The sequence below is a fragment of the Microbacterium sp. dk485 genome, assembly GCF_004570445.1.
Lineage (GTDB): Bacteria > Actinomycetota > Actinomycetes > Actinomycetales > Microbacteriaceae > Microbacterium > Microbacterium wangchenii.
Window position 1 is genome coordinate 1,267,650 of sequence record NZ_SPQW01000002.1, and the last position, 12,045, is coordinate 1,279,694.

A 12,045-nucleotide genomic window follows, 5' to 3' on the forward strand; every position below is an offset into this window, starting at 1 on the left:
ACGGGATGCGCGCCGCATCCGTGGGTTACCGGGCGCGCGGATGCGACGTGGCGTACACGTCGCGCAGGGCGTCGACGCTGACGTGGGTGTAGATCTGCGTCGTGGACACCGACGCGTGCCCGAGCAGCTCCTGCACGACCCGTACGTCCGCGCCGCCCTGCAGGAGATGCGTCGCGAACGAATGGCGCAGGGTGTGCGGCGAGACGTGCGCGGTGAGGCTCGCACGCTCGGCCGCCTGCTGCAGCACGAGCCACGCGCTCTGCCGCGACAGGGGCGCACCGCGCATTCCGAGGAACAGGCGCGGGGTGGCCGGTCCGCGACGGGCGAGCTCGGGGCGCACGCGCGTCAGGTAGGCCTCCACCGCGCGCCGCGCGAACGACCCCACCGGGACGATGCGCTCCTTCGAACCCTTGCCGCGCACGCGCAGCACGTCGCCGTGCGCGAGGTCGTCGACGTCGAGCTGCACGATCTCCGACACGCGCGCGCCGGTGGCGTACAGCAGCTCCAGCAGCGCCCGGTCGCGGATGCCCGCCAGCTCGCCGGGCGCGGCATCCTCCGGCGCGGGTCCGGAGGCGTCGATCAGTTGCGACACCTGGTCGATCGTGAGCGCCTTCGGCAGGCGCCGCGCGGCCTTGGGCGGGCGCAGGCGCCCCGAGGGATCGTCGTCGGCGATGCCCTCGCGCGCGAGGAATCGATGCAGGCCCCGCACCGAGGACTGCAGGCGGGCGAGGCTGGATGCTGCCGGCGGGGGCTGCGCGGAGGCGCGCTCGGCGGCGAACTCCGACACCAGGGCGTCGGTCACCTCGTCGGTGTCGTCCACACCGTGGCCGGCGAGCCACTCGACGTAGCCGGCGAGGTCGCGCCGGTAGGCGGCCACGGTGTGCTCGGAGAGCCCGCGCTCGAGCGAACTGTGCCGCAGGTAGGCGTCGACCGCGCGCGGGAGGCGCACGTCACCGCCCCGCCGCGTCGCCCGCCTCGCGCCGCAGCACCTCGGCGGCGGCGAGGACGCTCGCCACGAGGATGCCGTTGGTCACCCGCCCGGCGATGACGGCATCGACGGCGTCGCGCAGAGGCACGCGGGCGAGCGTCATGTCCGCCTCCTCGTCGGCACGCGCGAACGCCTCGGGGGCGTCCGACAGTCCGCGCGCGAGGAACACGTGCACGACCTCGTCGTTGCCGCCGGGACTCGTGCGCAGCGACAGCAGGGGCTGCCAATGCTCGGCGACGAGGTCGACCTCCTCGGCCAGCTCGCGCCGGGCCGTCTCCAGCGGCGGCTCCCCCGCCACATCCAGGAGCCCGGCGGGGATCTCCCAGTCACGCAGGCGGAGGGGGTGACGATACTGCTGGATCAGGACGATCCGCTCCTCGTCGTCCAGCGCCACCACCGCCGCAGCACCGGGATGCTCGACGTACTGCCGGACGATCTCGCCATCGCCGTAGCGCACGGTGTCGGAGCGGACGTTCCACACCGCTCCGCGGTAGACGACGTCGCTGGCGACGACGTCCGGCTCCACCGGCTCGTCGTGCAACTGGGCGGCGTCCACGTCAGGCCTGCTCGACGTCGAACAGCTCGCTCGCGCGGTGACGCTCGAGCGCCGCCCCGATGAGCCCGCGGAACAGCGGATGCGGCTCGGTGGGACGCGATCGCAGCTCCGGGTGGGCCTGCGTGGCGATGTAGTACGGATGCACGTCGCGCGGCAGCTCGACGTACTCGACGAGGCCGAGATCGGGGTTGGTCCCCGAGAACACCAGGCCCGCCTCGGACAGCTGGTCGCGGTACGCGTTGTTCACCTCGTAGCGGTGGCGGTGGCGCTCGGACACGCGGGAGGCACCGTACACCTCCTCCGCGATCGAGCCGGCGAGGAGGTCGGCCGGGTACAGGCCCAGCCGCATCGTCCCGCCGAGGTCGCCGCGGTCGAGGATGTCGACCTGCTCAGCCATCGTCGCCACGATCGGGTTGCCCGTGTCGGGGTCGAACTCGCTCGAGGACGCGTCTTCGATGCCGGCGACGTGACGGGCGTATTCGATGACGATGCACTGCAGGCCCAGGCAGATGCCCAGGGTGGGGATCCCCTGCTCGCGTGCGAAGCGCAGCGCGCCCACCTTCCCCTCGATCCCCCGGATGCCGAAGCCACCGGGGATGACGATGCCGTCCAGTGCGCCGAGGGCCTTGGCCGCCCCCTCGGGCGTCTCGCACAGGTCGGAGGGGATCCACGTGATCTTCACGTGGGTCTCGTGGGCGAACCCGCCGGCCTTGAGGGCCTCGGTGACGGAGAGGTACGCGTCGGGCAGGTCGATGTACTTGCCCACCAGGCCGATCGTGACCTCGTGCTTGGGGTTGTGCACCGCCTCCAGCACCCGCTGCCAGCGCGACCAGTCCACCTCGGCGGCCTTGCCGATCCCCAGCGAACGCACGATGTAGTCGTCCAGGCCCTGCTCGTGCAGCATCGAGGGGATGTCGTAGATGCTGGGCACATCCACCGCGTTGACCACGGCGTCCTCATCCACATCGCACATGAGGGCGATCTTGCGCTTGTTCGACTCCGTCACCGGACGGTCGCTGCGCAGTACGAGCGCGTCGGGCTGGATGCCGATGGAGCGCAGCGTCGCGACGGAGTGCTGCGTGGGCTTGGTCTTCTGCTCGCCGGAAGCGCCCATGAACGGCACGAGCGACACGTGCACGAAGAACACGTTGTTCCGGCCCAGCTCGTGGCGGATCTGCCGAGCCGACTCGATGAACGGCTGCGACTCGATGTCACCGACCGTTCCGCCGATCTCGGTGATGATGACGTCCGGACGCGGCTCCTCGGTGGCCTGCAGCCGCATGCGGCGCTTGATCTCGTCCGTGATGTGCGGGATCACCTGGACAGTGTCGCCGAGGTACTCCCCGCGGCGCTCCCGGGCGATCACCTGCGAGTAGATCTGACCCGTGGTGACGTTGGCCGCCTGGCTGAGGTTGATGTCGAGGAATCGCTCGTAGTGGCCGATGTCGAGGTCGGTCTCTGCGCCGTCGTCGGTGACGAAGACCTCCCCGTGCTGGAACGGGTTCATCGTGCCGGGGTCGACGTTCAGGTAGGGGTCGAGCTTCTGCATCACCACGCGCAGCCCGCGGGCGGTGAGGAGGTTGCCGAGGCTGGCCGCCGTCAGGCCCTTCCCGAGAGACGAAACGACACCACCCGTCACGAAGATGTGCTTGGTGGTGTCGTTCACATGTCCCGCGTCTGAAGTCTGCATCACGGGCTTCGATCCTATCAGCCGGGTGTCGGGGTTCCGCTGCCGCGGCGCGCGCGGGACCGGTTCCCTGCAGTCTGCCAGGAACCGCGCGTCCTCACGATCGCCGGCGCGTCGCGTAGTGGTTGGCGATGGCCAGCACGACCGCCGCCACCGCGGGAAGGCCGAGCAGCGGGAACAGCGGGTCGTCGTCCACGGAGTCGGCCGTGCGCCACACGAAGAGGATCGATCCGGCGAGAGCGAACCACGGCGGGATCCACCGCACGACTTCGCGCAGGAGTCCGGGCTCCGACACACGCCGCACTCCGCCCAGGCGCAGGATCAGTCCGAGCAGCGCGCACCCGGCGGCTCCCAGCAGCAGGACCAGCGGCACTGCGGTCGGCAGCGCGCGCGCTGCGCTGTCGAGCCACCACGACTCCTGTCCGACGTCGGCGAACGTGCCGGCGGGGAACACGAACCGGATGCCGACGTCCCGGCTCGCCTCGTAGGTCCATCGCCCGTCCGCGTCGGGCAGCAGTTCCCACCGGTACACGTCCTCACCGCCTGCGCCGCTGGTGACAGCCGGAAGCCCGGGGGCCTCGACATCCAGGTCTCCCTCCAGCACGCCGCTGTCCTCGTGCAGCTGCGCGCGAAGCTCGGCGGGCACCCGTACCGTCATCGCCACGCGTTCGATGTTCTGCTCCGGCCACGACCACGCGTCCCGCCAGCCCTCGTTCAGGGCGGTCCACTGCACGTGCTCGTACCACCGGCCGTCCTGCTGCACGGCGGCCGCCGCATCTGTCAGCCGATAGCGGATCTGAACGGTGTGCTCGCCGCCCCAATCCCGCGTGAGCTGGGTCTGCACGAAGGCCATGCCCTCCTCGCGCCGCTGCTCGTACGGCACGGGGTCGCCGTCGACGGTCACCTCGGTGACCTCCAGCCCCGTGTCGTGCCCGTGCACGACGTCGCGCCATTGGCGCATGACCTGGGGCAGGGTGTCGCGTTCCTCCTCGACGAAGACGGTGAGGGTCTCGGTGACCGTGACGGTCGCCTTGCCCGCCTCCGTCCGCTCCAGCCGCGCGTCGGCGGTGATCTCGCTCACGAGCCAGCCTCGCGATCCGGGGAGGTCACCCGAGTACGCGAGATCCTCCGGTGCCGACCGCTGCGACGGCGACGGGAGGGCAGCCGCCACCACGATCGCGCCGACGACGGCGAGCATCGCCGCCGCGCGCACGCCGAGGCGCGCGGCGGTGAAGAACCCGGCGCGCAGCCCCGGATCCCGGTGGCCGCGCTCGTCCAGCAGACGCCGCACGATTTCCCGCGCGCGCCGTGGCTTGGCGAACATGACGACGTAGGGCAGCAACTCGTCGCGCAGGGTGATGCGCTCGTCCATGCGGGTCTGCTCGAGGTAGAGCCGCAGACCCAGCAGGTGCTCTCGCGCGAGCGCGCCGGCGCGGGTCAGCGGCCGTGCCGACAGCGCGATGACGAGGATCACGAGGGCCAGAGCGATCGTGGCAGCCACGATCGCGAGGGGCCACCAGTAGACGCTGAGGATGACCTGGTAGGACAGCTGCCGCACGAGGCCGAACTGCACGAGCGTGAGGGCGAGCGTCGCCCCGATGAACACGTCGCGCACGATCCCGCGCGGAACCCGGCGCAACTTCCGGACGAACTGCTCGCGCCACGCCGGCGCGAAGAGGTAGGTCCGCCACTCCGGCCAGAGGTGCCACGGCCGCCCCGTCCGCCACGCGATCCGGCCGATCCGCGTGATCGGCCGCTCGCCGATGCCGGCGTGCCCGTCACTGATCGCCTGGACCAGCGGGGCCGTGAGAACCTGCCGCATGAGACGGGAGGCCAGCGGCGCCGGCACGCGCGGGTCGGGTTCGTACTGCGGCACGAACCACGCGCGGCCGCGGGCGTCGTTCCACACCAGCGCGCGGGCGGCCAGCACGAACAACAGGCCCACGGCCAGCAGGAGCAGGGGAACGAACGGACCGACCACGAGCACCCAGTACAGCGGCGCCGGATCGGGCATCGTGAAGGTGCCCTCGGCGAAGCGCAGCGTGAACCAGATGTCCGTGTGCGGCGGCATGTTCTGATCCACCGTCACGACGTAGGTGACCGCATCGGCGGTCTCGCTGTCGGGCGTGAGGGTCGTCGCGTCCGCCAGCAGCGTCCACGACATCGCCGCCCGCGGTGTGCGTTCGAGGGCGTCGTGCAGCTCCCTCGGCACGATGAGCGTCATCTCCACGCCGCGGATCCCCTGACCCCACGAGGGTCCGAGGATGTCCCACTCCAGCAGGTCCTGCAGGCGTCCGGTGGAGGCATCCTGTTCGGGGTAGGCGACGTCGGACAGGGTGTAGCGCACGACGAACTCATGCCGGCCGGTGAGGACGCTCCCGGTGTCCCAGGTCAGGGACGTGGCCGTGGCGCCCACGCGCGCGGCGACCTCGACCGGGTCTCCGTCGAACTCGCCGCCGGTCACCCGCGGGTGCAGGTCGTGCCCTTCGTAATGCGAGGCGATCGTGCGGGTGATGCCGGTCTCTTCCACCCCCTCGGGGAAGTCGGCCGTGATCTGCTCCTCGACGTGCACGAGGAGGCGGCCGTCGTCGGTGCGCTCGAGCTCGAATCTGGCGTCGACGTCGTGGGCGATCCAGTGCTCGGTCACTTCGCCCGCCGCCGAGGTGATGTCCTCCAACGAGAGCGGTTCGTTGATCACGGGGCCGGTCAGCAGCACCTGCCCCGCGGCGGCGACGAGGAGCCACACGAGGGCGTTCGTCAGGCGGACGCGACGCGAGCCCTTCGCGCGGGCGCGCGCCTCCAGGCGGAGCAGGAGGCCGCCCATGCCGCGGTACAGGCGCGTAGGCCGGCGCGTCTCGACCGGGACGGCTCCGTCGGGTGGCGGCTCGACGGTGAGGTCGATGCCGGGTGTCTCCGCGCTCACCGGGCCGTGCGCCCGGTGTCCAGCAGCTCGCGCGCGTGGGCCAGTGCGGCCTCCGAATCCGGCATGCCCGACAGCAGTCGTGCCATCTCCGCCTCCCGCTCCGCACCCTCCAGCCGGCGCACGCTCGACGCCGTCACCGCACCGTCCGTGCCTTTGACCACCGACAGGTGATTCCCCGCGAACGCCGCCACCTGGGCCAGGTGCGTCACGGCGATGACCTGCGAGTTCTCCGCCAGCCGGGCCAGGCGACGGCCCACCTCGATCGCGGCGGCACCGCCGATTCCTGCATCCACCTCGTCGAACACGAAGGTGGGGACAGGGTCCACGCCGGCCAGCACGACTTCCAGCGCGAGCATGACGCGGCTCAGCTCACCCCCGGAGGCCCCGCGGGCCACCGGTCGGGGTTCGGCGCCGGGGTGCGGAGCGAGCAGGATCGTGACGTCGTCGCGACCGCTGACGGAGGGCGTTCCCGGCATCACGGAGACGGTGAGGGTCGCATCGGGCAGCGCCAGCGCATGCAGCTCATGCGTGACGGCCTCCCCCAGACGCGCGGCCGCATCGGTGCGCGCGGCGGTGAGCACGTCGGCGGCGTCGTCGAGGCGCTCGGCTGCCGCAGTGCGCTCGGCCGCCAGACGCTCGATGCGGTCGGAGTCATCGTCCAGCTCGGCCAGCCGGGCCGATCCCGTCTCCAGCAGCTCCAGCGCGGCCTCCAGGCTCCCGTGGGCGCGCGACAGACCGGCCAGCACGGCGCGCCGCTCCTCCACCGCGGCCAGCTCATGGGGGCCGGTCTCGTCCAGGTCGGCGAGCTGGCCCGACAGGGCCGCGGCGACATCGGCGACGCGGTACCCCACCTCGGCGAGCTGCTCGGCGAGTTCGGCCAGTGCGGCATCGCCCACCCGCTCCAGGGCGCGGCGGGCCTCGGCCAGCAGCGTCGTCACATCCGGCGCGCCGGTTTCGGAGGAGAGCGCCTCGTGCGCCGTCACGACCGCCAGACGCACCTCCTCGACGTTGCTGAGGCGTTCGGCGCGAGCGGCCAGCTGCTGGTCCTCCCCCACCACCGGCGCGGCCGCCTCGATCTCGGCCAGACGGATGCGGAGGTCCTCCGCCTCGCGCGCGCGCTGGTCGCGATCGTTCTCGAGCATGGTCAGCTCGGCGTCGAGGGAACGCCACTCCTGGTACGCCCGGCCGTAGTCCGCCAGGGCGCGCGCGACCGCCGCGCCGCCGAAGCGGTCGAGGGCGTCGCGCTGGGCCGCAGCGGAGCGCAGCCGGAGCTGCTCGGACTGACCGTGCACGACCACGAGGTCATCGGCGAGGTCGGCGAGCACGCCGGCCGGCGCGGTGCGCCCGCCCACTGTGGCCCGGCCGCGGCCCTCGCTGGAGATGGTCCGGCCCAGGTACACCTCGGCGCGGCCGTCGCCGATCGGTTCCACCTCGCCCCCCGCCTCGCGGACGCGCTCGGCCACCGGCCCCTGCTCGGGCACGATCCACACACCCTCCACCGAGGCCTGGCCGGCTCCGGAGCGCACGGCGCCGGAATCGGCCCGCTGCCCCATGAGCAGCGCCAGGCCCGTGACCACCATCGTCTTGCCCGCACCGGTCTCGCCCGTGATCGCGGTGAACCCGGTGCCGATGGGCAGGGTCGCGTCGGCGATCACTCCGAGGTCGCGCAGGTGCATCTGCTCGATCACGCCGTCCCCCTGTCCGGGCCGCGCCAGCCTTCGACGGGCAGCCGGAACTTGCGCACGAGGCGGTCGGTGAACGCAGCCGGATGCAGTCGGGCGAGGCGCACCGGCACGCTGGAGCGACGCACCACGACCCGCGCACCGGGTGGAAGATCGTGCGAGCGGCGCCCGTCGCACCACAGCACGCCGCCGCCACTCGTGCGCTCGAGCACTTCGATCGCCACGGCAGCTCCCGGGTCGACCACGAGGGGCCGGGCGAACAGCGCGTGCGCCGACAGCGGCACGACGGCGATGGCCTCGACGTTCGGCCAGATGACCGGGCCGCCGGCGGAGAAGTTGTAGGCGGTGGATCCGGTCGGCGAGGCCACCACCACACCGTCGCATCCGAAGGACGACAGCGGGCGCCCGTCGATCTCCATCACCACTTCCAGCATGCGTTCGCGACTGGCCTTCTCGACGGTGGCCTCGTTGAGCGCCCACGTCTCGTACACGACCGTGTCGGTGGCGTCCTTCACCCGCACCGACAGCGCCAGGCGCTCCTCGACGCGGTAGTCGCGCGCGATGACGCGTCGCACCGCGTCGTCCATATCGTCGCGTTCGATCTCGGCGAGGAAGCCGACGTGCCCGAGGTTGATGCCGAGCACCGGCGCGGTGCCGCCACGTACCAGTTCGGCGGCGCGCAGGATCGTGCCGTCACCGCCGAGGACGATCGCCAGTTCGATGTCGGCCAGCGGCACGTCCACGGTCAGCGTGCCCACCCCCGACAGATCCAGCAGGTCTTCCAGCTCTGCGCGGTCCTCGACGGAGAGCACCGGACGGGCGCCGGCCGCACGCAGTTCGCTCACCACGTGCCGCGCCGCGTCGACGGTGTCGTCGCGACGGGAGTGCACGACCACCAGGATGCTGCGTTCGCTCGTGTTCATCGGGTACCGGCCACTTCGTTCACCGTGCCTGACCATTCTGACGGATCGCTCCCACCTGCCGTGGTCAGGTGCGCCACGATCTCGCGGTTGCCGTGCGTGCCGGGAACCGGCGATCCGATGAGCCCCGCCGTACGCAGTCCCACATCCCATGCCGCCCACAGGACGGTGTTCACGGCATCGGCCCGGAGCGCGGGGTTTGTGACCAGCCCGCCTTTCACCGCCGTGCGGCCGACTTCGAACTGCGGCTTGATCAGCAGCACGATGTCGGCGCCCGGGGAGGCGACGGCGGCGACGGCGGGCAGGACGTGCGTGAGGGAGATGAAGGAGAGGTCGCCGGTGACGACGGCGGGCGCCTCGGCGACGCCGGTCGCGGCGGCGAGGTTCGCCGCATCCATGTACCGCACGTTGTACCCCTCCACCGCGATGACGGCCGGATCGGCGGCCACCTGCGGCGCCAACTGGCCGTGGCCCACGTCGACGGCGAGCACGGGCGCGGCGCCGCGTTCGCGGAGCACCTGCGTGAACCCGCCGGTGGAGGCGCCGAGGTCCAGCGCGACCCGGCCGGCCACATCGATTCCGAAGGCGTCCAGCCCCGCGATGAGCTTGTGCGCGGCTCGGCTGACGTACGAGTCGGCTGCGGCCACCTCGAGGTGAGCCTCGTCGGCGACGGGCGTCGAGGCCTTCACGACGGGACGCCCGTCCACGCTCACGACCCCCGCGGCGATGAGCTGCGCGGCGTGGGTGCGTGAGCGCGCCAAGCCGCGGGCGGCCAGGGCGGCGTCCAGGCGTGCGGTCATCCGCGCGACCCGCTGTCGGCGCCGGGACCGGACTCCAGGCGCCGAGCGAGTTCGTCGTGGAGGGCGGCGTAGGCGTCCGCACGGTCGGCCAGCGGCTGCGACTCGATCACGCGCAACCGGCTGATCAGCTCGTGCCCGGCATCGGTGGCGGTGTCATCGGGCTCGGGCATGCCGCTATCGTAACGACCTACACGCGCCAGAACGGGTCGGCATACACGCCTTCGGGCACACGGAACCCGAAGATCGCGCGTCCGGACGACCACACCGCCGCCGCCGCGGCGCGCACGAGGTCGATGTGGCGGTCGCCTTCGTCCACGACGCGCAGGTCGGGGCCGTCGATCTCCACGACCGAGCGACCGACGGTGGTCCGCTCGCCTCGGACCACCGTCTCGGGGTACGGCTCGAACAGTTCGCGCAGGTCGCTGACGATGAAGTCCGGACGCGCGTCGGGCGGGGCGGCCAGGAGGTGCTTGGGGCGGTCGATGCCGGTGAGCACGAGGGCGGAGCGGATACCCGCGCGCGAGGCCCCCTGGATGTCGGTGTCGAGCCGGTCTCCGATGAACAGCGGCGCGCTCGCTCCGAAGCGAGCCACCGCCTCGGCGAAGATCGGCGTCTCGGGCTTGCCGGCGACCGTGGCCAGGCGCCCCACGGCGGTGTGCACGGCCGACACGAGCGTGCCGTTACCCGGTGCGACCCCCCGCGCCTGCGGGATCGTCCAGTCGGTGTTGGTGGCGATCCAGGGGATCCCGCCTTCGCTCTCCGGAGTCTGCAGCGCGTACGCGGCCTCGGCCAGCTGCATCCAGCCGACCTCGGGCGCGAAGCCCTGCACGACGGCGGCCGGGGCATCGTCGGCGCTGCGCGTGACGGTGTACCCGGCCTTCTCCACCTCCACGACCAGACCCTCGCCGCCCACGACGAGGATCGTCGCCGGAGGCGGCACGATGCCCCGCAGGAGGCGCATCGCCGCCTGCGGGCTCGTGACGACTTCGTCGGGGCGCACGGTGAGCCCCAGCTCGGTCAGATGGGCGGCGACGGCCGCGTCGGTGCGTGAGGCGTTGTTGGTGATGTAGCCGAGCCGGCGGCCTTCCCGTGCGGCACGGTTGAGGCTCTCCACGGCGTGCGGGATGGCGCCCGGGCCGGCGTACACGACGCCGTCGAGGTCGGCGAGGACCACGTCCACTCCGGCCAGGGGTGCGTCGCCCAGCGCCGGCTTACGGCGCCCGATCACCGTCCCTGCTCCCCGGCATCCTCCGCAGCCGGCTCACCGCCGTCGTCGTCCTCGTCGACGTCTTCGACGACGATCACTTCACGGTCGGCGACGCCGGTGGCCGCGTCCAGCGCGTCCTCGGCGATCTGAGCGCGGGCGTACCACTGGGCCGCCTCCTCGTCGCGGCCGAGTTCTTCCAGGACGGTCGCGCGCGCGGCGAACAGGCCGGGGCTCCACTCGAACGCGCGGTCGGGATCGAGTTCGGGGATGTCGAGTTCGCGCAGCGCCTGGTCGGGCTGCCCGAGGTCCAGGCGCGCGCCCGACATCGCGATCGCCAGCTGCACGCGCACCGGCACCGGCAGGGTCGAGCGGTCGACCGAGCGGCCGACCTCGAGGGCGCGATCCGGGCGCCCCACTCCCCGTTCGCTGTCGACGATCAGCGGCAGCTGGTCATCGCGACCGGAGATGCGGCGGTAGGTGCGCAGTTCCCGGAGCGCCAGGGCGAAGTCACCGACCGCGTACGCGGTGATGGCCGCGGTCTCCCGCACCACCGCGACGCGACCGGCGCGACGGGTGGCGGCGAGGGCGTGCTGGTGGGCCAGCGCCGGGTCCTCGTCGATGAGCCGGGCGGCCATCGCGAGGTGGCGGGCGACGTGCTCGGCGTTCTCCTTGCTCAGCGTCTTCAGCTCGTTGCGCGCCGGCGCCGCCAGATCGCGCGCCGTGATCTCCTCGGGCAGCGGCGGCTCGGCCACGCGCGCGCGACGGTCGTCACTGGTCGGGATCGGCCGGGGCGGCCGCCGGTCGTCACCGCGGCGCGGTGCTTCGCCGCGGCGCGGTGCGGGTGTGCGGCTGGCACCGAAGTCGCGCCGCCGGTCGCCCTCGCCCGAGGGGCGGAACGGACGATCACTCGAGCCGCGGTTGGGCCGCTCCCCGGCGGGGCGGAACGGACGATCACCGGACCCGCGATTCGGCCGCTCCCCGGCGGGGCGGAACGGACGATCACCGGAAGCACGATTCGGCCGCTCCCCCGACGGGCGGGGGCGTCGCTCGCCACCGGTGCGATCCGACGAGCGCGGACCATCCTGACGCGGGCGCGAACGGCCCTGGGATCCTCGGTCGTCGCCGCGGCCACGCGCGTCGCGCGCTTTGCGATCGTCGCGGTCGTCGCGGTCGTCCGTCGCCACTGGTCACTCCTACTCATCACCCGAAAAGGTCTGTAAACGCGAAATGGCCACCCAGCGTTGGGTGGCCATTTCTCGGAAGAAGTCCGGCGGTGTCCTAC

10 protein-coding genes are annotated in these 12,045 nt (G+C 72.4%); all 10 read right to left on the reverse strand.

Annotation, left to right across the window (positions count from 1 at the left end; genetic code table 11):
* Positions 1-25: 25 nt before the first annotated feature.
* On the reverse strand, positions 26-949 hold the full coding sequence (gene xerD / locus E4V99_RS17065) for a site-specific tyrosine recombinase XerD (RefSeq protein ID WP_135065085.1): 924 nt from the start codon (positions 947-949) through the stop codon (positions 26-28).
* Position 950: 1 nt separating this feature from the next.
* Positions 951-1,544, reverse strand: a complete 594-nt coding sequence (locus E4V99_RS17070; protein ID WP_135117933.1) for an NUDIX hydrolase — start codon at positions 1,542-1,544, stop codon at positions 951-953.
* Between the two features lies 1 nt (position 1,545).
* Positions 1,546-3,234 (reverse strand): CTP synthase, encoded by a 1,689-nt coding sequence (locus E4V99_RS17075; protein WP_135118005.1) that lies wholly within the window; start codon positions 3,232-3,234, stop codon positions 1,546-1,548.
* 94 nt (positions 3,235-3,328) lie between these two features.
* Positions 3,329-6,154: a DUF2207 domain-containing protein gene (locus tag E4V99_RS17080; RefSeq protein ID WP_135117934.1), complete on the reverse strand. Its 2,826-nt coding sequence runs from the start codon at positions 6,152-6,154 to the stop codon at positions 3,329-3,331.
* Entirely contained in the window at positions 6,151-7,842 is a 1,692-nt protein-coding gene (recN, locus tag E4V99_RS17085) for a DNA repair protein RecN (RefSeq protein ID WP_135117935.1), read from the reverse strand. The genes E4V99_RS17080 and recN overlap by 4 nt, the downstream gene beginning before the upstream one ends.
* The gene (locus E4V99_RS17090) at positions 7,839-8,759 is read right to left on the reverse strand and encodes an NAD kinase (RefSeq protein WP_135065073.1); all 921 of its coding nucleotides are present in this window, start codon (positions 8,757-8,759) and stop codon (positions 7,839-7,841) included. The genes recN and E4V99_RS17090 overlap by 4 nt, the downstream gene beginning before the upstream one ends.
* Entirely contained in the window at positions 8,756-9,556 is an 801-nt protein-coding gene (locus tag E4V99_RS17095) for a TlyA family RNA methyltransferase (protein ID WP_135117936.1), read from the reverse strand. Before E4V99_RS17095 ends, E4V99_RS17090 begins: the two co-directional genes overlap by 4 nt.
* Positions 9,553-9,726, reverse strand: coding sequence for a hypothetical protein (locus E4V99_RS18525; protein ID WP_167747746.1), 174 nt, complete (start codon positions 9,724-9,726; stop codon positions 9,553-9,555). Before E4V99_RS18525 ends, E4V99_RS17095 begins: the two co-directional genes overlap by 4 nt.
* A gap of 17 nt (positions 9,727-9,743) precedes the next feature.
* Positions 9,744-10,784, reverse strand: a complete 1,041-nt coding sequence (locus E4V99_RS17100) for an HAD-IIA family hydrolase (protein ID WP_135065067.1) — start codon at positions 10,782-10,784, stop codon at positions 9,744-9,746.
* Complete coding sequence (locus E4V99_RS17105; RefSeq protein ID WP_240742837.1) at positions 10,781-11,515, reverse strand: hypothetical protein; 735 nt, start codon at positions 11,513-11,515, stop codon at positions 10,781-10,783. Before E4V99_RS17105 ends, E4V99_RS17100 begins: the two co-directional genes overlap by 4 nt.
* Positions 11,516-12,045: the final 530 nt, after the last annotated feature.